Annotated in this window: 27 protein-coding genes, 1 tRNA gene and 1 riboswitch; of the genes, 11 read left to right on the top strand and 17 right to left on the bottom strand. The window is 71.0% G+C overall.

Features of this window, described 5'->3' with window-relative positions; translation table 11 throughout:
- Nucleotides 1-32 precede the first annotated feature (32 nt).
- A complete protein-coding gene (locus tag MRBLMI12_RS19065; protein ID WP_363357799.1) occupies nt 33-887 on the bottom strand; it encodes a transglutaminase-like domain-containing protein in 855 nt (284 codons plus the stop codon).
- Nucleotides 888-1,047: 160 nt separating this feature from the next.
- Between MRBLMI12_RS19065 and MRBLMI12_RS19070 the strand changes: the two genes are divergently transcribed.
- Nucleotides 1,048-1,872, top strand: coding sequence for an SGNH/GDSL hydrolase family protein (locus tag MRBLMI12_RS19070; protein WP_349426919.1), 825 nt, complete (start codon nt 1,048-1,050; stop codon nt 1,870-1,872).
- Nucleotides 1,873-1,938: 66 nt separating this feature from the next.
- Here MRBLMI12_RS19070 and MRBLMI12_RS19075 read toward each other — a convergent pair.
- Nucleotides 1,939-2,011: transfer RNA gene (locus MRBLMI12_RS19075), tRNA-Arg, on the bottom strand.
- Between the two features lie 229 nt (nt 2,012-2,240).
- Between MRBLMI12_RS19075 and MRBLMI12_RS19080 the strand changes: the two genes are divergently transcribed.
- On the top strand, nt 2,241-2,579 hold the full coding sequence (locus MRBLMI12_RS19080) for an ATP-dependent DNA ligase (protein ID WP_308868440.1): 339 nt from the start codon (nt 2,241-2,243) through the stop codon (nt 2,577-2,579).
- A gap of 88 nt (nt 2,580-2,667) precedes the next feature.
- Entirely contained in the window at nt 2,668-2,931 is a 264-nt protein-coding gene (locus MRBLMI12_RS19085; RefSeq protein ID WP_363357800.1) for a hypothetical protein, read from the top strand.
- Between the two features lie 91 nt (nt 2,932-3,022).
- Here MRBLMI12_RS19085 and MRBLMI12_RS19090 read toward each other — a convergent pair whose 3' ends face one another.
- From MRBLMI12_RS19090 to MRBLMI12_RS19140, 11 genes are all read right to left on the bottom strand, one after another.
- Nucleotides 3,023-4,003, bottom strand: a complete 981-nt coding sequence (locus MRBLMI12_RS19090) for a cation diffusion facilitator family transporter (RefSeq protein ID WP_363358232.1) — start codon at nt 4,001-4,003, stop codon at nt 3,023-3,025.
- Between the two features lie 5 nt (nt 4,004-4,008).
- Complete coding sequence (locus MRBLMI12_RS19095; protein WP_363357801.1) at nt 4,009-4,479, bottom strand: hypothetical protein; 471 nt, start codon at nt 4,477-4,479, stop codon at nt 4,009-4,011.
- Nucleotides 4,480-4,594: 115 nt separating this feature from the next.
- Nucleotides 4,595-6,466 (bottom strand): alkyl/aryl-sulfatase, encoded by a 1,872-nt coding sequence (locus MRBLMI12_RS19100; RefSeq protein WP_363357802.1) that lies wholly within the window; start codon nt 6,464-6,466, stop codon nt 4,595-4,597.
- Between the two features lie 39 nt (nt 6,467-6,505).
- A complete protein-coding gene (locus MRBLMI12_RS19105; protein WP_363357803.1) occupies nt 6,506-8,164 on the bottom strand; it encodes a SulP family inorganic anion transporter in 1,659 nt (552 codons plus the stop codon).
- Between the two features lie 62 nt (nt 8,165-8,226).
- Nucleotides 8,227-8,442 (bottom strand): hypothetical protein, encoded by a 216-nt coding sequence (locus tag MRBLMI12_RS19110; protein WP_363357804.1) that lies wholly within the window; start codon nt 8,440-8,442, stop codon nt 8,227-8,229.
- Between the two features lie 376 nt (nt 8,443-8,818).
- A complete protein-coding gene (locus tag MRBLMI12_RS19115) occupies nt 8,819-10,396 on the bottom strand; it encodes a M20/M25/M40 family metallo-hydrolase (protein ID WP_363357805.1) in 1,578 nt (525 codons plus the stop codon).
- 182 nt (nt 10,397-10,578) lie between these two features.
- Nucleotides 10,579-10,899, bottom strand: coding sequence for a DMT family transporter (locus MRBLMI12_RS19120; RefSeq protein WP_349426894.1), 321 nt, complete (start codon nt 10,897-10,899; stop codon nt 10,579-10,581).
- A 9-nt stretch (nt 10,900-10,908) separates the two neighbouring features.
- Nucleotides 10,909-10,974: riboswitch (guanidine-III (ykkC-III) riboswitch) on the bottom strand.
- A 41-nt stretch (nt 10,975-11,015) separates the two neighbouring features.
- Entirely contained in the window at nt 11,016-11,969 is a 954-nt protein-coding gene (locus MRBLMI12_RS19125) for a type II CAAX endopeptidase family protein (protein WP_363357806.1), read from the bottom strand.
- 31 nt (nt 11,970-12,000) lie between these two features.
- A complete protein-coding gene (locus tag MRBLMI12_RS19130; protein ID WP_414686240.1) occupies nt 12,001-13,308 on the bottom strand; it encodes an MFS transporter in 1,308 nt (435 codons plus the stop codon).
- A 17-nt stretch (nt 13,309-13,325) separates the two neighbouring features.
- Nucleotides 13,326-14,072: a tRNA (guanosine(46)-N7)-methyltransferase TrmB gene (trmB, locus tag MRBLMI12_RS19135; protein WP_363357808.1), complete on the bottom strand. Its 747-nt coding sequence runs from the start codon at nt 14,070-14,072 to the stop codon at nt 13,326-13,328.
- A gap of 113 nt (nt 14,073-14,185) precedes the next feature.
- Nucleotides 14,186-15,028, bottom strand: coding sequence for a DUF3097 family protein (locus tag MRBLMI12_RS19140; protein ID WP_363357809.1), 843 nt, complete (start codon nt 15,026-15,028; stop codon nt 14,186-14,188).
- Nucleotides 15,029-15,215: 187 nt separating this feature from the next.
- Here MRBLMI12_RS19140 and MRBLMI12_RS19145 point away from each other — a divergent pair, with 187 nt between their 5' ends.
- The 4 genes from MRBLMI12_RS19145 (at nt 15,216) to MRBLMI12_RS19160 (ending at nt 19,525) form a co-directional block, all read left to right on the top strand.
- The gene (locus MRBLMI12_RS19145; RefSeq protein ID WP_363357810.1) at nt 15,216-17,252 is read left to right on the top strand and encodes a TPM domain-containing protein; all 2,037 of its coding nucleotides are present in this window, start codon (nt 15,216-15,218) and stop codon (nt 17,250-17,252) included.
- 95 nt (nt 17,253-17,347) lie between these two features.
- Nucleotides 17,348-18,085, top strand: a complete 738-nt coding sequence (locus tag MRBLMI12_RS19150; protein WP_349426888.1) for a PspA/IM30 family protein — start codon at nt 17,348-17,350, stop codon at nt 18,083-18,085.
- 151 nt (nt 18,086-18,236) lie between these two features.
- Nucleotides 18,237-19,070, top strand: coding sequence for an arginase family protein (locus MRBLMI12_RS19155; RefSeq protein WP_349426887.1), 834 nt, complete (start codon nt 18,237-18,239; stop codon nt 19,068-19,070).
- Complete coding sequence (locus MRBLMI12_RS19160; RefSeq protein WP_363357811.1) at nt 19,067-19,525, top strand: Fe-S oxidoreductase; 459 nt, start codon at nt 19,067-19,069, stop codon at nt 19,523-19,525. Before MRBLMI12_RS19155 ends, MRBLMI12_RS19160 begins: the two co-directional genes overlap by 4 nt.
- A gap of 11 nt (nt 19,526-19,536) precedes the next feature.
- Here the strand turns inward: MRBLMI12_RS19160 and MRBLMI12_RS19165 are convergent, their stop codons facing one another.
- The 4 genes from MRBLMI12_RS19165 to MRBLMI12_RS19180 all read right to left on the bottom strand — a co-directional run bounded on the left by MRBLMI12_RS19165 (nt 19,537) and on the right by MRBLMI12_RS19180 (nt 22,015).
- Nucleotides 19,537-20,094, bottom strand: coding sequence for a hypothetical protein (locus MRBLMI12_RS19165; protein ID WP_363357812.1), 558 nt, complete (start codon nt 20,092-20,094; stop codon nt 19,537-19,539).
- A gap of 91 nt (nt 20,095-20,185) precedes the next feature.
- Nucleotides 20,186-20,662 carry an SIP domain-containing protein gene (locus MRBLMI12_RS19170; RefSeq protein ID WP_363357813.1) on the bottom strand — a complete coding sequence of 159 codons (477 nt, stop codon included), beginning with the start codon at nt 20,660-20,662 and terminating at the stop codon, nt 20,186-20,188.
- A gap of 88 nt (nt 20,663-20,750) precedes the next feature.
- A complete protein-coding gene (locus MRBLMI12_RS19175; RefSeq protein WP_404910347.1) occupies nt 20,751-21,446 on the bottom strand; it encodes a tyrosine-protein phosphatase in 696 nt (231 codons plus the stop codon).
- 59 nt (nt 21,447-21,505) lie between these two features.
- On the bottom strand, nt 21,506-22,015 hold the full coding sequence (locus MRBLMI12_RS19180; RefSeq protein ID WP_363357815.1) for a carboxymuconolactone decarboxylase family protein: 510 nt from the start codon (nt 22,013-22,015) through the stop codon (nt 21,506-21,508).
- Between the two features lie 67 nt (nt 22,016-22,082).
- Between MRBLMI12_RS19180 and MRBLMI12_RS19185 the strand changes: the two genes are divergently transcribed.
- The 4 genes from MRBLMI12_RS19185 (at nt 22,083) to MRBLMI12_RS19200 (ending at nt 26,693) form a co-directional block, all read left to right on the top strand.
- Nucleotides 22,083-23,039, top strand: coding sequence for an alpha/beta fold hydrolase (locus MRBLMI12_RS19185; RefSeq protein ID WP_363357816.1), 957 nt, complete (start codon nt 22,083-22,085; stop codon nt 23,037-23,039).
- A gap of 182 nt (nt 23,040-23,221) precedes the next feature.
- Nucleotides 23,222-24,733: an ABC transporter substrate-binding protein gene (locus MRBLMI12_RS19190; RefSeq protein ID WP_363357817.1), complete on the top strand. Its 1,512-nt coding sequence runs from the start codon at nt 23,222-23,224 to the stop codon at nt 24,731-24,733.
- Nucleotides 24,730-25,680 carry an ABC transporter permease gene (locus MRBLMI12_RS19195; RefSeq protein ID WP_363357818.1) on the top strand — a complete coding sequence of 317 codons (951 nt, stop codon included), beginning with the start codon at nt 24,730-24,732 and terminating at the stop codon, nt 25,678-25,680. The genes MRBLMI12_RS19190 and MRBLMI12_RS19195 overlap by 4 nt, the downstream gene beginning before the upstream one ends.
- 143 nt (nt 25,681-25,823) lie before the next feature.
- Nucleotides 25,824-26,693 carry an ABC transporter permease gene (locus MRBLMI12_RS19200; protein ID WP_349429110.1) on the top strand — a complete coding sequence of 290 codons (870 nt, stop codon included), beginning with the start codon at nt 25,824-25,826 and terminating at the stop codon, nt 26,691-26,693.
- Nucleotides 26,694-26,749 lie beyond the last annotated feature (56 nt).

The following is a 26,749-nucleotide window of genomic DNA, read 5'->3' on the forward strand; positions in this document are numbered from 1 at the left end:
TGGAGCGGCCCGTGGGCCTCGGCCCTGCGGGGTCAGGAGATCTGCACCAGCGCGCCGAAGTCGTCGGCGGCGGGATCGGATGCCGCGGGCAGCACGTCGGGCAGCGCGTGGAATCCGTCGAGGGTCGCGTCGTCGGGGACCACCCACGCGTCCACACGCAGGCGCGTGAGGCCGACGTAGCCGCCGTGGTAGCTGAGGAACGCGCAGTCCGCGGCGTCGCGCCCCGTCGCGATGCGCACGAGCGACCTCCGGTTCGCGAGGCGGGTCGCGTCGATGACGTACCAGGCGCCGTCGAGGTACGCCTCGGCCACGGCGTGGAAGTCCATGGGGCGCAGGCCCGGCGCGTAGCAGGCGGCGTAGCGCGCCGGCATGTCCATCGCACGCAGCAGGGCGATGACGACATGCGCGTAGTCGCGGCATACGCCCTGCCCGGTCATCAGGGTCGTCACGGCGCTGTCGGTGCCCTGGCTGAGGCCGGGGGTATAGGTCGTGCTCGTCGAGACGAACTCCGACACCGCCGCGATGAGGTCGTGGCCGGACAGTCCCTTGAACTGCCGGCGCGCCTGCTGGAACACCTCGTCGGACTGCGCGTACCGGCTCGGGCGCAGATAGGTGATGGCCTCGAGATCGCTCGTGCGGCTCGTCGACGCCTGCCCGTCGACCGTGGCCTCGTAGCGGATCTCGAGGCGACCCGGCTCGCCCGTGAGGCGGTGCAGCCGGCTCCCCGACTGGTCGACGATCTCGGTCGGGGTGTACACGCGATCGCCCTGGGTGAAGGTCAGCTGCTCGTTCGAGACCGGCACCGCCTGGGCGGCCGCGATCTGGAAGATGAGGTCGACGGATGCCCCCAGTTCGAGGTCCATCTCAGCGGTCACGACGCGTTGCACCGAAGTATCCTCGCACGCCGCGGCGGCTGCGTCGCACGGACTTCCACAGGCTCGGCCGCAGCCGGCGGACGGCGGTGCGAGACCTCAGGATCCGCTGCGTGGATTCCCCTGTTCACGGCGCATGTTCGGTGTTCGCCGATCGATGACTTACCCTCTTCTCATGCACGCGCCCGGCCGCACCCGAGCACGGCGGCTGCTGCTCCCCCTGCTGGGCGCTGCGCTGGCCGTCGCTGCGGTGTGCGCCGTGGCGGTCCTGCGCCCCTGGGGCGCGCCGGAGCCAGTGGCTCCCGTGGCCGTGGCAGAAGGCGATGCCGGCGTCTCGGCATCCGTCCCGCCCGCCCCTCTCGTGCTCGAGGACGATGCGCGGGTGCTGGTGTTCGGCGACTCGTGGGTCTACGGATCGGCTGCGACCGTGCCGACCCTCGGTTTCGCGTACCTGCTCGCCGACGAACTCGGCGTCGAGACGGTCGTGGACGGGGTGCGCGGCAGCGGCTACCTGAAGCCCGGCCTGGACGGGCCGGCCTACGGCGAGCGCATCGACGCCCTCGACCCCGCGCTCGACCCCGACGTCATCATCGTCGAAGGCTCGATCAACGACCGCAAGCTGTACCCGACCGGTTACCGGGATGCCGTCACGGCCGCGTGGGACGCGCTCGCGGCCCGCTACCCCGACGCCGCGATCGTCGTCCTCGGCCCCTCCCCGCAGGTCCTGCCGGTCGAGAGCTCCACGCGCAGCATCGACGCCGATCTGGGCGAGCTGGCCGCCGCCCGCGGCTGGTGGTACATCTCGCCGATCGCCGACGACTGGATCACCACCGCCAACTACCTCGACGTCATCGACACCGGTCCGATCGGCCGCGATCATCCCTCGACCGATGGCCACGCGTACCTCGCCGGGCGGGTCGCCGACGCCGTCGAGAGCATGGCGCAGCAGCCGGCGATCGTGGCCGACGCGCCGCACGAGGAGGACGCCCTCACCCGGTGACCCCAGGGCGGTCAGAGACCTTCCCGGAAAACGAAGAATCCCAGGCGAACCTGGGATTCTTTTTTGTGCCCCCGACAGGAATCGAACCTGCGACCTTTGGTACCGGAAACCAACGCTCTATCCCCTGAGCTACGGAGGCGTGCCGATCGAGACTACCATCCCGCCGGGGTCGGCTTTTCACGGGCCGGCACCCGGCCGAGCCCGGCGCGCGATGGGGCGACATCGATCACGAGGTGCTCAGGCGTCCCGTGTCAAGGGCTGGCCACGACCCGCACTCAGGGGAAGGATCGGAGCTGTACCTGATCGCCGTCGGCCCTGCAGCCACCCCAGCGCTACGTTCGCCGGCGGGCCGAGAGCGGAGGCGCACGATGGGAAAGCTGACCTACGAGGGGACGGTGAAGGTCGATTTCGACGACCGGACACTGGCACACCTGCAGCTGGTGATCGGCACCAAGCTCCGGCGCGGGGAGCCCTTCCACTTCACGTGGCGCGACGACGTCAGCATCGGCGACGGACGCACCACCATCTGGGTGCACCCTCGCTGCGCCCTCGTGTACAAGTTCTACGGCAGCCGTACCCCGCAGCTGAATCCCGCCTGGATCGACGCGCTCGCCTATACGGCGAACTCCCCCTCGGGCCTGTATCTCGTTCCCGAACCGGCGCAGTCGGCGCCGGTCACCTCGCCGGAGCACGAGCTGCTCAGCTGAGCGGCTACGGGAACCTCGTCGTGTTGTCAAGGCATTGGCCGCGCGGCCGCGCCCAGTGCCATGGTGTAGCCCGCGGACGGGAGCGATCATGAAGAGGATCGACATCTATTACGGCGGGGAGCACTACAGCATCGGAGGACGCCGCTTCGAAGACCTCAGGGAGGAGATCGAGGCGGGGATGATCGCAGGACCGTACTGGCTCGAAGTGAATGACGGCGAAGGTCAGATGCGCGCTGCGCACCTGCTGCTGACCCCCGGCGTCCCCCTGGCGATCGTTCCGGTCCCCGACGAGTATCCCGGGCCGTCGTCCGACGGTGCGTCGTCCGAGGCGGGACAGCCACGGGTCGGCTGAGCGCCGCGACGGTCCCACTCCCGTCCAGACGACGCTGGCGCGTCGCCCGGAGCCTCCGGCGCGTGGGCGCGGCCGGGACCGGCATCGCAGATCATGCGTCGCGGTGCGATCCCTGGCGTGCCGCCGGCTCGGCCTCGTCCGGAAGGCTGGCCGCCACGATCACGACGACGTCCTGCACCTTCCAGTCGAGCCGTGCCACGGCGGTGCGCGCCTCTTCGATCTCGTCGAGGCGCACGTCGTCGTGGGTCGGCACCGCGAACACCTCCACGTGGAACACCTGACCCATGTCGCGCATGCGCACCGCGCTCTCGCGCACCCACGGGAACTCCGCGACGCGGTTCGCGATGCGCGCGATGAGCGGGTGGGTGCGGGCGTCGTCCTCGGTGCGGGCACGCTGGTCGATGAGATCGCGCACGGCGGCGCGCGAGTTCCGCCAGCCGTCCCACACGATGCCGAGCGAGATGAAGAGGGCCGCGGCGCCGTCGAGCCACCAGAGGCCGATGCCGACGCCGAGCACGCCGACGATCGACGCCACGGTGGAGGTCCAGTCCGCCTTGGCCATGTCGGCATCCGCGTACAGCACCTTGTTGTGCAGCTTCGGCGCCAGCTTCGCCTTGGCATGGCCGTAGAAGAACGGGCCGATCACGATGACGCTCATCACCGCGACCATGAACCAGCCGAGCCAGATCGTCTGGCCGAACAGGTACACCGTGCCGATCGAGGGGTGCTCGCCGCTCACGAGACCGCTGATCGCCTCGGAGGCGAGGTTGCCGCCGACGGCCAGCAGCGCCACCCCCGCCACCAGGTGCCCGACGCCCATCACGCGGTGCAGACCGAACGGGAAGGCACGCGTGGGTCGGCGCCGGATGAAGATCAGCGCGACCAGGAAGGAGATCTGCGGGATGAGGGAGAGCATGTCCTCGATCCACGCGGTCCTCATCGCCTGGGATCCGCCGACGACCAGGCCGATGACGCCGATCGTCACCAACGTGTAGCCGATCGTGAACCACTCCCAGCGGATGGCGCTGCGCAGGGCCTTCTGCTGCTCCGGGGGCAGGTCCGTGCGTCCCATGGTCTTCACGGCGCGACCTCCTGGTCGAGGTATCCCTCGATGGCGGCCTGCCACGCGTTCTCCCCCAGCGGCACCAGCAGCACCACCGGCCCGCGTGCTCCGGGGATGGTGTCGTTGGCCCGCGTCACCGCGACCCGATCCGACCACGGCGTCGCGTCCGTCATCCCGCCGATCGCCACGTCGAGCTCCCCCGTCTCCAGGTCGTCGACGAGGTCCTCCTCGCTGCCCACCGTCCACTCGACCTTCGCGTCGACCGAGTCGGCGAACCCCTCGACGAGCTCGGCGAGCGAGCCGCCCACCTCGGAGCCGTCGACGGTGACGAGCTCGCCTGAGGCAGACGCCCCGGCATGGAGCACTCCCCCGCGCACTCGATCGAGCGTGCCCTGCGGGTCGGTCGGCACTGTGACTCCGCACCCCGCGACGCCCAGCGCGATCACCAGCAGGGGCACGCCGCACACACGTCGCCACCGGTTCATGCTCCGAGTGTTGCGAACCGCGCCGGCAGCGGGGAGCGCCTTGACCCTCTGCGCGGCGCCTGCTACCGCAGATCGCCGGCATCGCGGAGGCGATGCCGGCGATCTGGAACCGGGGTTACGGGAGGACGATCTCGAAGTTCGGATCGGCCTCGTCGAGCACTCCGAGGATCTGCTGCAGGACACCCGCGTCACCGCGGATGTCGATGCCCGCGCTCTTGGTGTCACCGCCCGCCAGCTGGATCAGGCGCAGCTTCGACAGCGTCAGCTGCAGCGGCGTGGTGGCGTCGGGCTCCCGCTCGACGTAGATCAGCACCCCGTTGCGCAGCGTCAGATGGAAGCTGCGACCGAGGTCGGTGAGCGTCAGATCCACGGCGAGGTCGAGGTCCCACGCCTTCGGGCCGTCGACCCGGATGGCGAGGGCGTCCAGGAGCTGCTCGGGGGTGAGCTGGGCGATGATGAGGGGCGCCGCCGTCTGGGTGGGGGTGCCGAAGTTGCCTTCGCGCAGCTCTGTCGCGCCCGAGAGGTAGAAGTTGCGCCAGGTGCCGTTCTCGGCGCCGTAGGCGAGCTGCTCGAGCGTGTCGGCGTACAGCGAGCGCGCGGCGGCGTGGTCGGAGTCGGCGAACACGGCGTGGTCGAGGAGCGTCGCCGCCCACCGGAAGTCCCCCGCGTCGTATGCCGCCCGCGCAAGCTCTACGACCCGATCGATGCCGCCGATCGCGTCGACGTAGCGCTCGGCCAGAGCCTCGGGCGGGTGCGGCCACAGACGTGCCGGGTTGCCGTCGAACCAGCCCATGTAGCGCTGGTAGATCGCCTTGACGTTGTGACTGACCGACCCGTAGTAGCCGTGCGTGCTCCACGACGCCTCGAGCGCCGGCGGCAGCTGGATCAGCTCGGCGATCTCGGCGCCGTTGTAGCCCTGGTTCAGCAGGCGCAGCGTCTGGTCGTGGAGGTAGCCGTACAGATCGCGCTGGATGGCGAGGAACTCGTTGACGGCCTCGTTGCCCCACGTCGGCCAGTGGTGCGACGCGAACACCACGTCGGCCTCGTCGCCGTACCGCTGGATCGCCTCGGTGAGGTACTGCGACCAGATGTGCGGGTCGCGCACCACGGCGCCGCGGAGCGTCAGAAGGTTGTGCAGGGTGTGCGTGGCGTTCTCGGCCATGCACAGCGCGCGGTAGCGCGGCAGGTAGAAGTGCATCTCGGACGGCGCCTCGGTGCCCGGTGCCATCTGGAACTCGAACTCCACGCCGTCGATCGTGTGGGTCTCGCCGGTGGCCCTGACCTCGAGCGTTGGCGGCAGGATCGTGGCGTCACCGGTCGACGTCGTCTGACCGAGGCCCGCGCCGACCTGTCCGCGAGGCCCGCGGTCGAGTGCCGCGCCGTACATGTACCCGGCGCGGCGCCCCATCGCCGTGCCCGCGTAGACGTTCTCGGCGACCGAGTGTTCGAGGAACCCCTCGGGCACGACGATCTGCACCTTGCCCGCGTCGACATCCTCCTGGCTGACGATGCCGAGCACGCCGCCGAAGTGGTCGATGTGACTGTGGGAGTGGATCACCGCGTGGATCGGACGGTCGCCGCGGTGCGTGCGGTACAGGGCCATCGCCGCCGCCGCCGTCTCGACCGAGATCAGCGGGTCCACGACGATCACGCCGGTGTCGCCCTCGATCACCGACATCACCGAGAGGTCGAGGCCGCGCAGCTGATAGACGCCGGGAACGACCTCGAAGAGGCCGTGCTTGGCCACGAGCTTCGACTGACGCCACAGGCTCGGGTGCACGGAGTCGGGCGCGTCGCCCTGCACGAAGTCGAAGGTGGAGGCATCCCACACCACGTCGCCCTTGTCGTTGCGGATCTTCGGGTCTTCGAGCGTCCCGAGGAACCCGCGCTCCGCCGCGGCGAAATCGTCGACGTCGTCGAACGGCAGGGACGCCAGGGCCTTCGCCTGAGCCTCCCTGATCGACGCTTCCGGTTCGCGCTGCTGCATGTGCTTCTCCCTTTCCTGCCGGTCGGGGTGACCGGATCCTCAGTCTTGCGGAGGCCCGTCGCGGTCGGCAAGCGCCGCGACGGCCGCCCTGTTGGTGGCGAAGAACACCTGACCGGAGAGCAGTCCGAGCTCCTCCAGGCGGGCCCTGGTGGGCGGCCGGACACGGCTGAACGCGAGCGTCACGTCACGGTCGTGGAGCCAGTTCTCGAGGGCTTCGAACGCCTCGGCGCCCGTGACGTCGATGTCGGTCACGGCTTCCATGTCGATCACCACGTGGTGCACCGGCTGGTCGGCGCCGGTGACGGCGCGCTTGACCGCCGCGGCGAACACCGCGCCGTTCGCGAAGAAGAGCGGCGCGGCCAGGCGCACCACCACCAGGCCGGGCGCGGTGGTGGCCCCCGTGGGGGCGTCTTCGAGCAGGGACTGCTTCGTGTCGTCGTCGGCTTCGAGCACGTCGATGGCCGGATTCGCCGCGCGCTTGGCGAGGTTGATGAGCGCGAGGACGAAGGCGACGAGGATGCCGGGGATCGCGCCGACGAAGACGGTGACGAGGAAGCAGGTGGCGGCGACCGCGAACTCGAAGCGGTCCTGACGCCACAGCTGCCGGAACTCCCGGATGCCCAGGAGCGGCAGGATCGCGACGGCGACCACCGCGCCGATGGCGGGCGACGGGATGTCGGCGAGGAGCGCGGTGCCGAACAGCAGGAGCAGCAGCGTGCCCGCGGCGAGCACCAGGGAGGGGAGCTGGGTGCGCGAACCCGCCTGGTCCATCGCGGCGGTGCGCGAGGTCGAGGACCCCATCGCGAAGCTGCCCTGCGCGCCGGCGGCGATGTTGCCGAGGCCGAAGGCGAGCAGGTCGCGATTCGCGTGGAACGGGTAGCCGCGCTTCTCGGCGTACGATCGCGAGACGAGGAGCCCTTCGGCCGTGGTGACGAGGGTGAGTGCGATCGCCGAGGGAATCAGCGCGAGCCACATCGTCCAGTCGAGGACCGGCCACGTGAGCGCCGGTGGTCCGGCCGGCACCTCGCCCAGCACGTCGACGCCCAGCTCGTCCAAGCCGGTGAGGACCACAACCAGCGTCGAGACGACGAGCACCACCAGCGCCCACGGGACCGCCTTGAGGAACCGGGCGCCGAGAAGGAGAACCGCGACCGATGTCACCGAGATCAGCACCGACCAGAGGTTCGCCGTCCCCAGCCCGGTCACCAGTCCGACGGTCTTGTCGAGGAACTCTCCCCCGGAGTCGATCTTGACCCCGAGCATCTTGGCTATCTGGCTCACCATGATGTCGAGCGCGAGACCACCGACGAACCCGACGAGGATCGGCTTGGAGAGGAAGTTCGCGAGGAAGCCGAGCTTGAACACCGACATCAGCACGAACAGGATGCCGCTGATGATCGCCTGCGCCAGCGCGAGCGTCGCATAGTCGGCGCTGCCGGCGGCCGCGAGACCGCCCACCGACGAGGCGACGAGCGCGGCGGCGGCGGCATCCGGGGAGGCGACGACCTGACGCGACGACACCACCAGCGCATAGATGATCGTCGGGACGATCAGGGCGTACAGGCCCGCCGTCGGCGGCAGCCCGGCGATCTGCGCGTACCCGATGTTGAGGGGCACGGCGATCGCCAGGAGGGTGACGCCCGCGGTGAGCTCGGTGGCGAGATTGCGCGTGGTCAACCCCGCGAGAGGTCGCTGCATGCGGGCTCCTGGGAGGCGTGGGGAGGCGGTGGTCGTTTCCACCCTGCCACGGGAAGGGCCGGTCACACCGGATCGCCCGGCACGAGCGGCGGAACGACCGTCTCGCTCGTGACGGTCGCCGCCCACCCGCGTTCGGCCAGTCCGGTCGTGATCGCCGCCACGACGGCCGACGTCACGCTCAGCCCGTTCGACGTGTCATGCCAGAACTGCACCCGGGCGGTGACGCGGGCGTCCGACACGGCTGACAGCAGCACGCCGGCACCCGGTTCGGGGTGCACTACGAGCGGGCTCGGCGGCGCCGGGCGAGCCTCGCCGGGGCTCCGGCTTCGTGCACGAGCCCCGGCGATGCCCGGCGCACAGCGATGATCCCCTCGGTGCCTAAGCGCCGGGGGGATCGTCTGCACGAAGTATGGTTTCCGTATCCGGCTCCCTTTCGGGTTCCTCGTCTCTGTGTTCACTTCGCACTATCGAATGTCCTCCCCCGCACGGGCGTCGTCAAGGGTTCACCCGGAAGTCATCTCGACGTCAGGTTGACAGTGAGGGACGTCCGGGGTGACGGATGCCGAGGGCACATCACGGACGACCACCCCCGGAGTGACCCGGGGGTGGTCGTCGCAACCGCTGTCCGCGGGGCGGGGACGAGCCCGCGCCGCGTCACTGGGCGAACCGCTCCTTCATGGCGTCCATGCTCTTGCCCGCGCCGTGAGACTTGCCGGGAGAGCTGACCCCGTTCACGGTGGACGTGTCGAACGCGAACGTCATGACCGCCGCGGCGACGGCATCCGCGTTCACGTCGAGCGCGAACGTGTTGATGTTGCCGACGAGGTCGTAGTCCTCGCGCAGCGCGTCGTACAGCGCCTCGTCCTGGCCGGCCCCCGTGAGGTTGTCGCACGGCTGGTGGTAGCACGGGTCGTAGGATGCGCCGATCACACCGCCGTACAGCGCGGCCTCGGCGGCCGTCTTCTTCACCTCGGCACCGGTGAACAGGCCTCCCGCCGGAATGCCGACGGCGATGAACGGGCCGTAGTCGGAACGCCCCGAGAACTCGCTGTCCTGCGACGGCAGCCCTCGGCTGTCGTAGAAACCCTCGAAGACGTCCTCGATCTGCGCCGAACCCTCGGGGATGAATCCCGGCGCGGCGGTGCCGCCCGAGTTGTCCCCGTCGTAGATGCCGAACATGTAGTTCGGCGACCCGATCATGTCGAAGTTGAGGTAGAGCGCGATGTCGTCCACCTCGTCCTCCGACAGTGCGCCGACGTAGTGCTCGGAACCGAGCAGACCCGACTCCTCGGCGCCCCACCACGCGAACCGCACGGTGTTGTTCGGCTTGGTCTTCTGCATCTGGATCGCCGTCTCCAGCAGCCCTGCGCTGCCCGAGCCGTTGTCGTTGATACCGGCGCCGTCCTGCACGCTGTCGAGGTGCGCTCCGGCCATCACGGTGTTGTCGTCGTTGCCGTCCGCCGTCTCGGCGAGCACGTTCCACGTCGTGCGCACCTCCTGGTCGTAGTCGACGGTGACCGTCACGGTTGCGCCCGGGGTGCTCGCGAGGTCGACCCCTGCCGAGTATGTGACGAAGACCGCGGGGATCGTGAGTCCGGGCGCCTCGCCGATCATGCCGACGAGGCTGTCGTCACCGGGGTTGTTCCGGATGATGACCGCTTCGGCACCGGCGGCCTGAGCGTTCACGGCCTTCACCGCGAACCCGCAGCCCCCCCGCTGGAGGAGCACGACGGAATCGGGTGGGAGCACGCCGAAGTCAGCGGCCGTGCATCCGCTCGTGTTGTCGGGCGAGGGCAGGTCGACGAGCACGAGGGATCCGGTCGCGGTGCCCTCCGGGCTTCCGGTGTCGAACTCATTGCGCACGAAGTCGTCGCCGTCCACGTAGGAGGTCGTCGTGCCCCCGACTGTGCGGGTGAGCACGTTGTTCTCGTCGAAGTAGTCGAACGCGAACGCCTGCACCTCGGGCGTGTAGCCCGCGGCCTCCAGCTGCGAGACGACGTAGTCGACGGATGCCGCGTACCCGGGTCGTCCGGCGGCACGGTCCCCGTGCTCGTCGGCGATCGCCTGGAAGGCTTCGAGATGCTCCATCACCCCCTCGAGGGTGACGGCCTTCGTGATCTTGGCCACCGAGTTGTTGTTCGGTGCCGCATACGCGGGACTGGCCAGTGCGACGGCGCCGGTGAGGGCCGCCGCGGTGGCGATGGCCCAGGTGCGCCTGGTTCTCTTCGGCATGGTGGTGCCTTTCCGCCGACGACCCCTTTGGCATCGGCATTCTCCGGGGATGCTCCCACACCGTGTCGCGCAGAGCCAGACCTGGCGCGCCGGATTCATCGAGCCCTCATCCGGGAACTCGTCGACGACGACGGACCGGATGCCGCGGCATCCGGTCCGTCGTCGTCAAGCGGTCAGGGACCTCACTCGTGGCCGACGAGCTTGAGGCCGACGACGCAGCCCACGAGCCCGAGGATCAGCAGCATCCTGACGATCGAGAACGCCTCGTCACCCGTGATCATGGCGTACGCGACGGTGAGCGACGCACCGATCCCCACCCAGACCGCGTAGGCGGTGCCGGTGGAGATGTCGCGCATGGCCCACGCGAGGCCGCCCATGCTCAGCACGAGCGAGACGCCGAAGATCACGGTCGGCCAGAGCTTGGTGAAGCCCTCGCTCTTGCCGAGCGCGGTGGCCCAGACGGCCTCGAGGATTCCGGAGACGATGAGAACGACCCACGACATGACTGTGCTCCTGGCCAGTCTTGTCGCTCACCGGGTACTGATCCGTCGTCCGGGGATCCGGTCGGGGATCCGTGCGCCAGCCTAGCCACTGCCCCTGGGCACGGCCTGGGCAGCGCTCACACCAGGAACAGCCCGTCGAACAGCCCGGGATTGTGCGCGTGGACGAGCACGAGGAACACCACGGCGTCGAAGAGCAGGTGCACCGTCACGACGTAGGTGAGCGATCGCGTCTTCATGAAGATGAACCCCTGCAGCAGGGCGAACGGGATCGTGAGCAACGGACCCCAGGCCTGATAGCCGAGCTCCCACAGGAACGACACGAACACCACCGACTGCAGCAGGTTCGCCTGCCAGAACGGGAAGTGGCGCCGAAGCAGGGCGAGACACGTGCAGATGAAGAAGAGCTCGTCCCAGATGCCGACCGCGCCGACCCCCACGAACAGCCGCGCGATGAGCTCGGGCGTGTCGACGACCGGCCAGTTGAGGTACACGCCCGAGGTGATGAAGTAGAACGGCAGGATCAGCCACCCGAGGACGAGCACGGCCACCAGCCACGTCCACTGGAACCGGGTCCAGCGCCCGCCGCCGCGCCAGGGGAAGCGGATCGCGTGGTCGCGGAACACCCACCGCGAGATCGCGTACGGCACGGCCACGGCACCGCCGAGTGCGAGCGCGAATCGCAGGATCGCGAGGTTGTCGAGCTCCGCCTTCAGCGGGATGAGGCTCACGATGAGCAGGCCCGCCGCGATGAGCGACAGGTCGCGCACCAGCGACGGCGGGCGACGGATGCCGGCGGTCGCGGTCGTGGCGGATCCGGCGACCGCGCGCTCGGCCCGCTGCCCGTCGGGCTCCGCGCGATCGAGGGGCGGGGGGCGACCCTCGTCGCCGGCATCCGTCCGCGCGGTCAGGAGCGCGATCGCGAGTCCCGCCGCCAGCAGCAGCCAGCCGAGCCACGGCACCCTCACGACGAAGAACGCCGGGGCGGCCAGGCACACGAAGAGGGCGGGGACCAGGCCCCACGACCACGCTGCGACGACCGGCGCGGGTGGGGCGTCAGGGTGTGCGGGCATGCGGGCGGCTCCAGAGGGGGACGGATGCGGTTCAGCGATCGAGCGGGTGCGCGATCTCATCCTTCGCCATCCCCGCCACCAGATAGGCCAGCACGCCGAGGACGAGCGGGATCACGCCCGCCGCGATGAAGATCGCCTCGATGGGCACCACCTCCGCGAGCGGGCCCGCCAGCGCCATCGACAGCGGCATGAGCGCGAGCGACACGAAGAAGTCGAGGCTCGAGACGCGCCCGAGCATGCGCCGGGGCACGCGACGCTGCAGCAGCGTTCCCCAGATCACGTTGCCGTAGCTGAACCCGAACCCCACCAGGAACAGGCACAGTGCCATGACCCAGTAGTCGTGCGTGATGCCGACGATCGCGAACGGCAGCGTGCTGACGGACCAGACGCCGATCATCACCGTGAGGTACCGGCGCGGCAGCCTCATCGACGACACCACGATGGATCCGAGAACGCCGCCGATCCCGTAGATCGCGAGGAGGAAGCCGAACAGGCGCGGGTCCGCACCGATGCGCTCGCGGGTGAGGAATGGCAGCAGCACCTCTTCCGGCCCCAGGAACACGAGCACCCAGCCGGTCGCAAACAGCAGCGTCCACAGCAGCCAAGGGGTGCGGACGGTGAAGCCGACGGCCTCGCGCAGGTCGTGGAACACGCCCCGCACGCCCGCCGGCGGCTCGTGCTCCTCGCCGGCCGCGACGGGCGGCTCGGGGCGGACGAACAGCAGCAGCACCAGCGCGAGCGCGTGCGCGGCGACGATTCCCCACGCCGCATGCGCCGGCGCGAGCACGGCGGCGACGATGATGCCGGCCGCGGCGGGGCCTGCGGCCTGCTGCAGCGCCGGGCGGATGGCGCCCTCGAGGCCGTTCGCCGCGAGCAGCTGCGCAGGCGGCAGGATGCGCGGCAGGATCGCGCTGTAGGCCGGGAAGAAGAAGCCGGCGCCCGCCCCGAGGACGAAGGCGACGATGGCGAGGTGCGGGATCGTCACCACGCCGAGCGCGCCGGCCACGGCGATCGACGTGATGGCGAGGAGGTTCAGCAGCTCGACGATGCGCAGCAGCAGGCGCCGCGGGACGCGGTCCGCGGCGATCCCCCCGGGGATCGCGCACAGCAGCAGCCCGACGGCGTTCGCGGCGGCGACCACCGAGAGCTGCACCGGGCCACCGCCCGCGTCGATGACCGTGTAGACCATGACGACGGCCCACATACCGGCGCCGAAGATCGACAGCACGACGGCGCCGAACAGCATGCGGAAGTCGCGGTGCGCGAGAGGGCGCACGAAGCGCCACGTGTCGCGGCGCGCCGTGGGCGAGGAGTCCGGCGTCGGGTCGGGCCCCGCCATGGGGCCGGGCGCTGCGCTCATGACCTCGCGACGCGGCGGTACGAGATATCGCGGATGTCGCGTCCCACGCGCGCGCCCTTGCGCTCGAACGCCGTGAGCACCCTGCCCTCGAAGCGCGGCGCCCACTCCCCCTCGAACGTCGGCTCGAAGTCCGCCGCGGCGGCCATGACGTCGCGCATCTGCCGCGCGTAGTCCTCCCAATCGGTCGCCAGGCGCAGCACGCCTCCGTCACGGAGGGCGCCGGCCGCGATCTGCGCGAACCCGTCGGCGACCAGGCGCCGCTTGGTGTGCTTCTTCTTGTGCCACGGATCCGGGAAGAACACCCACAGTTCGTCGACGGATGCCGCCGGCAGCAGGTGCTGCAGCGCCTCGGGCGCGTTGGCCTCGACCAGGCGCAGGTTGCTCGCACCGGCGCGGTCGGCATCCAGCATGGTGCGGGCAAGACCCGCCCGGAAGACCTCGATCGCCAGGAAGTCGGTGTCAGCCCGCGAGGTCGCGGCGTGCACGATCGCGTGCCCCTGGCCCGATCCGATCTCGACGACGAGCGGCGCGTCGCGGCCCCACACGGCGACGGGATCGATCGAGGAACCCGGCAGGATGCTGGTGGCCGCCGAATCACGGGGCACCTCGATCACGTACCGCGGTGCCAGCTCGATCCAGGCGCGCTCCTGCGCCTCCGACATCCGTCCGCTCCGGCGCACGAACGACACCGGCTTCTCACGGAAGGGGCGGGGTTCGGGAGCCGGCGTGGCAGGGTTCGTCACCCCACCAGGCTACCGAGCGCGCCGGACGCCGCTGCCTCGTGCGAGTGCGGCGCTCGCCGACGCAGCCCTCGCAGGAGGCTGCCGCGTTCGGGGACCGGATGCCGGCAGTGCCGCTACTGCGGCACCGTGACGAAGTCGATGAGCTCCTCCACGCGCCCCAGGAACGCCGGCTCGAGGTCGCGATAGCTCTTCACCGAGGCCAGGATGCGCTGCCAGGCACGCGCGATGTCGGCCTGGTCGCGCGCCGGCCAGCCGAGCGCGCGGCACACGCCCACCTTGAACTCGATGCCGCGCGGCACCTCGGGCCAGCGCTCGATCCCCACTGCGCGCGGGGTGACGCACTGCCACACATCGATCCACGGGTGACCCACGATGAGCACGTGCGCGCCGTGGCGTCCGCGCGCGATCGCGTCGGCGATACGCGACTCCTTCGACCCGGGCACGAGGTGATCGACGAGGACGCCGTAGCGGCGCTCTGCCGACGGCGGCTCCTCGTCCAGCGCGGCGTCCAGCAGATCGATGCCCTGCAGGTATTCCACGACGACGCCCTCGGCGCGCAGGTCGTCGCCCCACACGCTCTCGACGAGCTCGGCGTCGTGGCGGCCCTCCACGAGGATGCGGCTCGCCCGCGCCGTGCGCGCCCGAGCGTCCGCGGCGGCGAACGACCCCGACGCGGTCCGCTTCGGCCCGGTGGCGACCGGTGCCGCGGCCGGCGGCCCCAGCACGACGTCCCTGCCGTCGATGAGGAATCCGGGGCCCAGCGGGAACATGCGGCGGCGACCGGTTCGGTCTTCGAGCTCGACCACGCCGCTCGCGACGCCCACGACGGCCCCGCAGAATCCGTCCTCCGCCACCTCGACGACGAGATCGCGGGATGCCGGCACGCGCGGGAGCTCCCGCACCCCGTGCCCCTTCCACCCCGTGGCCAGTACATCGGCGCCGTAGCGATCGTCCATGGTCCTCCTCCGGATCGGCAAGATTACCGGCCGGTGAGTGCGAGGCGCGGGAGCGACCCGGGTGGCCGGGGTCACGGGTACGTTCTCGGCGAACACACATCCGGGGCGGAGGCCGTGGGCTATCGTCGTATCCCCGCGGCTGAATAGACTCGCCGGAGGGGTAACCCGAATCCCAGAGGGGGGATCGATGCGACTGCGATGGGCTGCAGCGCTGGCGTCCGCTGCGGTGGTCGCGGTCACGGCGATCGGCGGCACGGCCGCGCTGGCGACTCCCCCGGTGACACTCGACCCGGGCTTCGTGCTCGACGACGCGGGTGTGCTGTCGCCGACGGAGGAGGGCGAGGCGCAGAGCCGGCTCGAGCAGCTGAAGTCCGACACCGGACTCGACCTCTGGGTCGTCTACGTCGACGACTTCACCGACCCCGCGGGCGCCGCAGACTGGGCGAACCAGACGGCCGAGGACAACGGCCTGGGAGTCACGCAGTACCTCCTCGCCGTCGCCACAGAAGGGCGCCAGTACTACCTCTCGGGCGACTCGGCCGGTCCGCTCACCCAGGACCAGCTGGCGGCGATCGAACAGCAGCGGGTCCAGCCCGCCCTCGCACAGGACGACTGGCTCGGCGCCGTCGACGCCGCCGCCGATGGGATCACCGATGCCGCAGGCGGCGGTTCGGGCGCAGCCGACTCCGGAGCCTCCGGCGGCGGGTCGTGGTTCACCTGGCTCCTCGTGATCGTGGTCGTCGGCGTCGGCATCGTGCTGCTCGTGATGTTCCTCCGTCGCCGGCGCACCCGGAGCGCCGTGCCGGGCGGCCCGAGCGGACCGCCGCAGCCGAGCGTCGAGGAGCTCGAACGGCGCGCCTCGTCGCTCCTCGTCGAGACGGACGACGCGATCAAGACGAGCGCCCAGGAGCTGGGCTTCGCGAAAGCGCAGTTCGGGGATGCCGCGACCACCGAGTTCGAGGCGGCGCTCGCGACCGCGCAGCAGAGCCTCGACGAGGCGTTCGGGCTCAAGCAGCAGCTCGACGACGCCACCCCAGACTCTCCCCAGGACGCCCGCGCCTGGAACGAGCGCATCATCGCCCTGTGCGAGGCGTCCAATGCGCTGCTGGACGAGAAGGCCGCCGCCTTCGACGAGCTGCGCAAGCTCGAGCAGAACGCGCCCGAAGCGCTCGCCCGCGTGCAGGACGAGCGGACGAAGGCCGCGGCATCCCTCGACCAGGCGGCCGCGCGCCTGCAGGAGCTGCAGTCGGCCTACGCCCCCGAGGCCCTGGCGACCGTCATCGACAACCCCGCACAGGCGCGGCAGCGCCTCGCGTTCGCCGACGAGCAGCTGACCGCCGCGCAGACCGCGATCGGCGCCGGCGACGGCGGCGAGGCCGCGGTCGGCATCCGCGCCGCAGAAGAGGCGGTCGGCCAGGCGACGCTGCTCGAGGACGCGATCGAGAAGCTCCAGGCCGACCTCGCCGCGGGCGAGCGCAACGCCACCGCGCTGGTCGCCGAGCTCGAGAGCGACATCGCGGCGGCCTCCGCGCTGCCCGACGCCGACGGCCGCATCGCGAGCGTCATCGCCGCCACGCGGCAGCAGCTCGACGCCGCGCGCGCGCAGCTCACCGGGACGGCCAAGCGCCCCCTGGCGGCCCTCCAGAGCCTCGAGGCGGCGAACACGCAGATCGACACGCTCGTGCAGGGCGTGCGGGATGCCGCCGCCCAGGCAGAGCGCGCACGGCAGATGGTCGGGCAGCTCATGATGCAGGCCCAGGCGCAGGTGTCCGCCGCCGAGGACTACATCATCGCGCGCCGCGGCGCCGTCGGCGCCGAGGCCCGCACGCGCCTCGCCGAGGCCGGGGCCTCGCTCGCCCGCGCCCAGGCCCTGCAGGCCAGCGACCCGCAGCAGGCCATGCAGCGGGCGCAGCGCGCCGACCAGCTCGCGGGGCAGGCGATCCAGCTCGCGCAGAACGACGTCGGCGCGTTCGACTCCGGATCGGGCGGGATGTTCGGCGGCGGGTCGCAGGGCGGTGGCCAGTCCGGCGGCGGCATGCTCGGCGCGGTGCTCGGCGGCATCGTGCTCAACTCGGTGCTGAGCGGCGGACGCTCTTCCGGCGGCGGTCTCGGCGGGCTGGGCGGGATGCTGGGCGGCGGCGGCCGTTCCTCGGGCGGCGGCATGCGGCCCGGTAGCTTCGGAGGCGGCGGCACACGCGCTCGCCGAGGAGGTGGCCGCTTCTGACCTCTCCCCGCGGACCCGCACGCGACGCGCGCGGCATCCATCCCCAGACCAGAACCCACCGACCCAGAACTGAAGTCCGATAGGAAGGAAATCCGATGGCGAAGCAGTCCATCTTCGGTCGCATCTCGACCCTCATGAAGGCGAACATCAACGCACTCCTCGACTCCGCAGAGGACCCGCAGAAGATGCTCGACCAGCTCGTGCGCGACTACACGAACTCGATCGCCGACGCCGAGTCGGCCATCGCCGAGACGATCGGCAACCTGCGCCTGCTCGAGCGCGACCACCAGGAGGACGTCCAGGCGGCCGCCGAGTGGGGCAACAAGGCCCTCGCCGCCAGCCGCAAGGCGGACGAGCTGCGCAAGGCCGGCAACACCAGCGACGCCGATAAGTTCGACAACCTCGCCAAGATCGCGCTGCAGCGCCAGATCAGCGAGGAGAACGAGGCGAGGGCGATCGCGCCGACCATCGCGACGCAGAACGAGGTCGTCGACAAGCTCAAAGAGGGCCTCAACGGCATGAAGCAGAAGCTGGAGCAGCTGCGGTCCAAGCGCTCCGAGCTGCTGGCGCGCGCCAAGACCGCCGAGGCCCAGAACAAGGTGCACGACGCCGTCAAGTCGATCGACGTGCTCGATCCGACGAGCGAGCTCGGCCGGTTCGAAGACAAGGTGCGTCGCCAGGAGGCCCTCGCGGCCGGCAAGCAGGAGCTTGCCGCGTCGAGCCTGGACGCCCAGTTCAACGCGCTCGAGGACGTCGGCGAGCTGACGGAGGTCGAGGCGCGCCTCGCCGCCCTCAAGACCGGCACGCCGGTGCAGGCGGCTATCGAGAACTGACCCCTCCGGGGTGACGAGGGCGCCGGATCCGCGAGGATCCGGCGCCCTTCGCCGTCTGCGACGACTCCGCGTGCGTCGTGTTCGCCCACAGCGCGGGCTCCCCGCTGCGCGCACGGATGCCGCGGCCGCCGGTGTACGAGAAGATGAGGGGATGACGCGATACCTGGTGGTTCCGCAGTGGCAGGGAAGTCCCTCCTCCCGCGCGATGCAGCTCATCGACGGCGCCCAGGCCATCGCGGGAGACCTCCCCCGGTCCTCGACCACGGTGCTGGACGTGCCGATGGAGGCCGGCGAGTCGCTGGGCACCGGCATCCAGCGCCTCAGCGCTCTCCAGCGGGTGCGCGGCATGGTGGCCGACGCGCTCGACGCGCACGACGTCGGCGCACCCGACGAGCCCGTACTGACCATCGGCGGCGACTGCGGCATCGCGCTCGCGCCGATCGCGCACGCCGCGCGGCGCTCCCCCGGCCTCGCCGTGGTGTGGATCGACGCGCACCCCGATCTCAACTCGCCCGACTCGTCGCCCTCCGGCGCATTCGCGGGCATGGTGCTGCGCGCCGTGATCGGCGACGGTGAACCCGGACTGCGGCTGGACGGCGCCGTTGCGGCCGATCGGGTCATCGTGGGCGGGGCGCGCTCGTTCGACGAGCCCGAGCTCGCGGCCGTCGCCGACCTCGGCATCACCGCGCTCACCGTGGAGGCGCTGCGGGATGCCGACGCGCTCGCCGATGCAGTGCTCGCCACCGGGGCCGACGGGGTCTACATCCACGTCGACATCGACGCGCTGGATCCGGCCGAGATCGCCGGCAACGCCCATCCCGAGCCGTTCGGCGTCACCGTCGCGGAGCTGACCGTCGCGATCGGGCGCCTGCGCGAGCGGGTGCCGCTGGTCGGGGCATCCCTCGCCGGCTACTCCCCCGCCTCCGCCGACGCCGCCACCGACGACCTGGGGGCCATCCTCCGCGTGATCGGCGCGCTCGCATGAGCCCGATTCCGCAGCCACCCGCGGGCTGGCGCGCCGCGTCGGAGCGCGCCCTGGCCCGCGGCAGGCGCATCGACGAGCTCATTCCCTCGTTCCTGCTGGACTCGCCCGTCAGCCACGCCGGCTACTGGTACGGCTGCGCCGTCGGCTGGGTGTGGGGGACGCTGTGGAGCACCGGTCCCATCGAGAAGCGCGAGGGCCTGTGGGTGTTCCGCGGGATGCCGCGCTGGACCTTCCCGCGCGGCGGCTCATGCGTGGGCGGGTGCTTCCTGACCGGAGACGGCCGTGTCAGCGATGCACTGCTGCGGCACGAGGCCGTGCACAAGCGGCAGTGGCAGCGCTACGGCCTGCTCATGCCGCTGCTGTACCTCTTCGCGGGCCGGAATCCGCTGCGCAACCGGTTCGAGATCGAAGCGGGGCTGGCGGACGGCAACTACGTTCCGCGCGGCGCGGCCTGACTGCGGTCCCGTCAGCCGGCGACGGAGGCAGCAGCGGCTCGACCGACGCGGTACACCTGGCGGCCCAGGACGATCACGACGGCGAGCGGGAAGACGATCCAGAACAGATTCGGCAGCACCGCGACCATGAGGAAGCCCACGAGGTCGCCGCGCTCCAGCGACTGACGCGTCATCTCGAGTCCGCTCGAGGCCTCGACCAGGAAGTAGATCACGGTCTTCCAGAAGGTGGCGACCGTGACCAGGAGCGCCACGACGAGACCGGACCAGCGGCGCGCATGGAACAGCGCCCACACGATGAACACGACCTCGATGAGGTTCGCCCAGCTCTGCGCGCTGCCGAAGGCGTCGAACTGCCCGTACCGATGGTCGAACGTGCCGTAGAAGACGTGGCCCGGCCAGAAGCCGGCGAGCGGCCCTCCGGCGTGCGACAGCGGACCCAGCAGCACGTAGCAGGCGTCATACGTCTGGATGACGGCCGAGATGATGAGCCACACGACGATCCAGGTCGGGATGCGGAGGTCGCGCGGGTCGACGGCGAGCGCGGGCGAGGCGGCGGCAGTCTGCGTCATGCGCACGACTGTACCGACCGCACCCGCTGCGGCACCCCGGCACGCGGCGTTCCGGCGCGTCGGTCAGCGCGCGGTGGTCAGCGCGCGGTGGTCAGCGCGCGGTGGTCAGACCGTACTGCTCGGGCGCGTGGATGGAGTCCGCGCGGATGCCGAGCTCGACGAGGTGGTCGACGATGTCGGCCGTGCCCAGGTAGCCGCCGAGCAGGTGGATGCGGGTCTGGTCGTCCTCGGCACAGAGCATCTCATCGGCCCAGGCGGTCACGGCGCGCGCGAGCGCCTCGCCCGATGCGCAGCCGCGGCCGGTGCCGGGTGCGCCCGACCGCTGCGAGCGATCCAGCCACGTCACGACCATGCGGCTGGGTGCCGTGATCGCCGCCTGCCACGAGTCGTCGGGGATCTCGATGAAGACCCGGCCCGTCGAGCAGATCGGTAGCGTTGCAAGCACGGCCTCGAGCTCGGCCAGCGAGGACTCGTCCGCCGTGATCAGGTGCTGCACGCGCGTGTGACGCGACGCGCGGCACGCCGACGCGTTGTGCGCGACGGCCTGAGGCTGTGTGGTGTGGGGCATGGCTCCTCCAGTATAACCACCTATGAAGGGTTGCCTTACCTCAGTGATACACAGCGAAAGAATCCGCGCGTCGCTCGGTGGAGCGGATTCAGGCGTCCGGCGTGAGCAGTACGCGACGAAGCTCGGCGATCTCGTCGTCGGCGAGGCCGTGGGAACGCAGATAGTCTCCTGCCGAGCCGTACCGCTGGGTCACATCGTCGAGCAGGGCACGCATGACCGGCGCGGGTGAGCGGGTCGCCAGGTCTTCGAGGTGAACCGCCTCGGGGTGCAGCGAGCGCAGCGTCTCGACGATCTTGCGGTTGCGCCGCGGCGGAAGCAGACCCTCGGTGCGCGCATAGTCGCCGACGACGGCTTCGGTGTCGACGCCCGCGGCGGCGAGGGTGAGCGCGATCGTCACGCCGGTGCGGTCTTTGCCGACCGTGCAGTGCACCAGCACCGGCTGATCGGCGAGGATGCCCCGGACGACTGCGACGACGCCCTCGGACGAATCGTCGACGAGGCGCCGGTACATCTCGTCGAGGCTGAGATCGTCGCGGAAGAACGACTCGACCGAGCCCAGGAAGAGTGGCACGCGCTGCGTCACGATATCGAGGCCGGCGATACGGCTGGGCTCGCGTGCGATCTCGTCGTCGGCGCGGAGGTCGATGATGCGCCGCAGGCGCAGCTCCGCCAGTGCGCGCGTGCCGTCCGCGTCGAGCCGCGCGAGGTTGCCGGAGCGGAACAGCACTCCGTGACGCGTCGCGCCCGAGCCCGCACGCAGGCCGCCGACGTCGCGGAGGTTCATCGCACCCGGCACGAACGGGTCCGCCGGCAGAGCGTCGCCGGGGGCCGGCGAGGGGACGGTCACCACGCGGCGCCCGCGGCGGCGTCCTTGTCTTCGCCGACGAGGTCGTCGCGCGGCGGGGTGCTGTAGCGGCCCGCGATCGCGATGCGGTTGAACGCGTTGATCGACACGAGGATCCAGCTGAGCGCCACATACTCCTGCTCGCTCAGCACGCCGCCGACGCTGTCGTACACCTCGTCGGGGATGCCCTCCTCGTGGATGAAGACGTAGGCCTCGGCCAGCTCCAGACCGGCGCGCTCACGATCCGAGAAGACGCCCGACTCACGCCAGACCGGCAGCTGGGCGATGTCGTCCGCCGTCACGCCGGCGGCCACCGCCCGCTCGACGTGCACACGCACGCAGTAGGCGCAGCCGTTGAGCTGCGAGGCGTGGATCTGCACCAGCTCTTTGAGTCGGTCGTCGATGCCGTTCTCGGCGGCGATGCCGCCCACGGTCTTCGAGAACGCGGAGAGCGCCTGGTAGGCGGGTCGCGCCGCTCGCGAGAGGTGCACACGGTGTTCTGCCGTCATGACGCCAGACTACCGACGGGTCGGCGGGGTCGGGACGGGCGTCTTGCGCGTGGGGCACAATGAGCGGGTGAGCGACCCCATCGACGAGTTCTCGTTCCTTCCCGAGCAGGCGGCGGAGGCCGGCATCGACGGCCCGACGCCCCGCGGCGAGCGCCTCACGCTCGCACTGCCCGGCGGCCGCACCCTCAGCGCCCTGCGCTACGCGACCCCGGGCGGGCCCGACACGGCACCGGTGGTGACCTTCCTGCACGGCGCCGGCCTCAACGCCCACACGTGGGACACCACGATCCTGGCGCTCGGCCTCCCCGCCCTCGCGATCGACCTGCCCGGCCACGGCGACTCGTCGTGGCGCGACGACCTGGCCTACCTCGCGCGGGTGCTCGCCCCCGACGTAGCCGCCGGCATCGGGGCCTGGACCGATCGACCCCAGCTGCTGGTCGGTCAGTCGCTCGGCGGGCTCACCGCGGCGGCGGTCGCGGCATCCCGGCCCGATCTCGTGCGCGAGCTCGTCGTCATCGACATCACGCCCGGCGTCGACCCGAACGCCGGCCCCACCCAGATCCGCGACTTCTTCGCCGGCCCCGTTGACTGGGCCTCCCGCGACGAGCTCGTCGACCGCGCACTGTCCTTCGGTCTGGGCGGCGGCACGCGTCGCAAGGCGGAGCGCGGCGTGTACTTCAACTCCCGCGTCCGCCCGGACGGGCGCGTCGAGTGGAAGCACCACTTCGCGCACCTCGCGAACGCGGCATCCGCCTCCTCCGCGGCGGCGGCGGAGGTGGCCGCGCAGCAGGACGCCGTCGGCTCGGTGCTCGGCGAATCCGGCTGGGAGGACCTCGCGGCGGCCACGGCGCCGACGACGCTGCTGCGCGGCGACCGCGGGTATGTCACGGAGGCGGATGCCGAGGAGTTCCTGCGACGCGTGCCCGAGGCATCCGTGGTCATCGTGCCCTCGGGGCACAACGTGCAGGAGGAGATCCCCCTCGAGCTCGGCGAACGGCTGCGGACCCTGGCCACCCGGTCCTGACGCGTCGATTCCCCTTCTCAGGGAAGCCTTAACGCTTCTGTTGCGTTCCGGGTAGCGGGTTGCCGTTCGCCGTCGCGATATCCCTAGGCTGTTACGCGCACCGCCGGCCGCCCCGATCGGCCCCGGTGCCACCAGCAACAGTCGCCGCACAGCACACGGGACCCTCCCCCGAAAGGACCTTCATGCTCCGCCGCACCACCCTCGCCGCCGCCTCGCTGCTCGCCGCCGGCCTCCTCGTCCTCACCGCCTGCAGCGGTGGGAGCGGCGACGCCGCGCCGACGACGCCCGGCGAGCCCGACCCGGACGCATCGGTCGCGATCCGGCTGGTGCTGGAGCCTGGCAACCTCGACATCCGCGAGACGGCGGGCTCGGCGCTGGACCAGATCCTCGTCGACAACATCTACCAGGGGCTCGTCGCCCGTACCCCCGAGCAGGACATCGTGCCGGCGCTCGCGAGCGACTGGACGGTCTCTCCCGACGGCCTCACGTACACGTTCACGCTCCGCGAGGGCGTCACCTTCCATGACGGCCAGGAGCTGACCCCGCAGGACGTGGTGTGGTCGCTCACCACCCGCCGCGACACCCCCGAGTGGCGCGACTCCGCCCGGCTGGCGAACGTCACGTCGATCGCGGCCGAGGGGCAGGACATCACGCTCACCCTCAGCGCGCCGGACTCGACGCTGCTGTGGAACCTGACGGGCCGCGCGGGCATCGTCCTCAAGGAGGGCGACACGGTCGACTACAAGACGGCGGCGAACGGCACCGGCCCCTTCGTGCTCGCCGACTGGCGACAGGGCGACAGCATCACGTTCTCACGCAACGACGCGTACTGGGGCGACGAGGCGGGCGCGGCCGAGGTCGTGTTCGACTACATCCCCGACAACCAGGCCGCGCTCAACGCCGCGCTCGCGGGCGAGGTCGACGTGCTCACGGGGTTCGACGCGAACCTGAAGGACCAGGTCGAGGCGAACGGCGACTTCTCGCTGGTGCTCGGCCAGTCCACCGACAAGGGCACACTCGCCTTCAACCAGACGTCTGGGCCCCTCGCCGACAAGCGCGTGCGCCAGGCCATCCGTCAGGCCATCGACCACGACGCGGTCATCGAGGCGCTCGCGTCGGGGCAGACCCAGTACGGCCCGATCCCCGAGCTCGACCCCGGCTACGAGGACCTCTCGGATGTCGCCCCCTACGACCCGGAGGCCGCCAAGGCGCTCCTCGCGGAGGCCGGAGCCGAGGATCTCGAGCTGACCCTCACGATCCCGAGCTTCTACTCGACGACGATCCCGCAGATCCTCGTGTCGGACCTCGACGAGGTCGGCATCACGCTCGACGTGAACTCCGTGGACTTCACGACGTGGCTCACCGACGTCTACACGAACCACGACTACGAGCTCAGCTTCGTGCTGCACACCGAGGCGCACGACTTCGAGAACTGGGCGAACCCGGACTACTACTTCACCTACGACAACCCCGAGGTGCAGGAGCTGTACGCCGAATCGCTCGCCGCGACCGACGAGGCCGAGGCGGCCGATCTGCTGGAACAGGCCGCGCGCATCGTGTCGGAGGACGCGGGCGCCGACTGGCTGTACAACGGCGCGTCCGTCGTCGCGGTCGGCACTAACATCACCGGTATGCCCTCGATCAATGTGAACGAGCGCCTGAACATCGCCGAGATCGCCAAGAGCAACGGGTGATCCGGTACACGCTGACCCGTCTGGCCCTGCTTCTGCTCGGGCTTCTCGTCGCCAGCGTGCTGATCTTCGTCACGCTCCGGGTGCTCCCGGGTGACATCGCGCACCTCATCGCGGGTGTGGGATCGAGCCCCGAGCAGCAGGACGCCATCCGGGAGCGGCTGGGCCTGGACCGGCCGCTGCCGGCGCAGTATCTCGACTGGATCGGCGGGCTTCTCCGCGGCGACCTGGGAACCTCCCTGCTCACGGGAACCCGCGTCGTCGACGAGCTCGCCCAGAAGGCCGAGGTGACGGTGCCCCTCGGCATCCTGTCGCTCCTCATCGCCGTCGTCATCAGCGTGCCGCTCGGCGTGCTCTCGGCGATGCGGCGCGGCCGCGCCGACGGCACCGCGCTCAGCGTCGGCGCGCAGGCCCTGGCGGCGGTCCCGGTCGTCTGGGCGGGCATGATGCTCGTCGTCGTCTTCGCCGTCTGGCTCGGATGGCTCCCCGCGCAGGGCTTCCCCCGTGCGGGCTGGAACGACCCGGCGGCGGCGCTGCGCTCCCTGATACTCCCCGCGCTCACGATCGGCATCGTCGAGGGCGCGATGCTGCTGCGCTTCGTGCGCAGCGCCACCCTCCAGGCCGTCGGGCAGGACTTCGTGCGCACCGCGGCGGCGAAGGGGCTCACCCGCGACCAGGCGCTCATCCGCCACGGCCTGCCGGTCGTCGGCCTCTCGGTGATCACGGTGCTGGGCCTGCAGGTCGCCGGCATCATCGTCGGCGCCGTCGTCATCGAGCAGCTCTTCTCGCTCCCCGGCATCGGCCGCATGCTGGTCGCCGACGTCGCCGCACGCGACCTCCCCAAGGTGCAGGGCGAGCTGCTCGCGCTCACCGGGTTCGTGCTCATCGTAGGATTCGTGGTCGACCTCGTGCACCGCGTGATCGACCCCCGTCAGCGGGAGGCCTCGTGAGCCCCTCGACGAGCTCGGGCACCGGCGACCCGGCGCCGACGCGTGCGACGACGGATGCCGGAGCCGCGGCGCCGGCCGGTGCGACGACGGATGCCGGAGCCGCGACGCCGGCCCCGGCGCGGCGTCCGTCGCGCTGGGCATGGCTGCGCCGGCTGTGGGCGCTGTCGACCGGCCGGTTCGGCCTCATCGTCGTCGCGGTGGTCGTCGTCACCGCCGTCGTCGCACGGTTCTGGACGCCGTTCGACCCGCAGCAGGTCGAGATCTCGGACCGCTGGGCGCCTCCCGGCTGGCCGCACCTGCTCGGCACCGACGGGTCGGGCCGCGACATCCTGAGCCTGCTGATGGCCGGTGCCCGCACCACCGTGTTCGTCGCCGTCGGCGCCGGGATCGTCGCGACGGTGATCGGCATCTCGCTCGCCGCGCTCGGCGCCCTCACCGCGCGGTGGGTGCGCGAGTCGGTGGCGGTCTTCGTCGACATCCTCATCGCGTTCCCGGTGCTCATCATCGCGATGATGATCTCGGCCGTGTGGGGCGGATCGCTGTGGGTCGTGATCTGGGCGGTGGGCATCGGCTTCGGCGTGAACATCGCGCGGGTGACCCGCCCCGAGCTCCGACGGGTGCTGCAGAGCGACTTCGTGCTGGCCGGCCGCGCGTCGGGTCTCACGCCCGCGCAGAATCTGTGGCGCCACCTGCTGCCCAACGTCGCCCCGGTGTTCATCGTGCAGCTCTCATGGGGCATGGCGGTCGCCGTGCTCGCCGAGGCGGGCCTGTCCTACCTGGGCTTCGGCGCGCCGGTGACGGAGCCGTCCTGGGGCCTGCTGCTCGCGCAGCTGCAGCAGTTCATCGCGGTGCACCCCCTGTCGGTGGTGTGGCCGGGCCTCGCCATCACGCTCACGGTCCTCGGCCTCAACCTGCTGGGCGACGGCCTGCGCGAGGCGACCGATCCCACGCTCTCGCGGAGCCCGTTCGCCACGCGCCGCGCGCGCCTGCACATTCCCGAGGTGGTGTCATGAGCCTCACCCCCGTTCCCAACTCAGGATCCGCGCATCCGCGCCGCGGTCCCATCCGC

This window comes from Microbacterium sp. LMI12-1-1.1 (assembly GCF_040676455.1).
Lineage (GTDB): Bacteria > Actinomycetota > Actinomycetes > Actinomycetales > Microbacteriaceae > Microbacterium.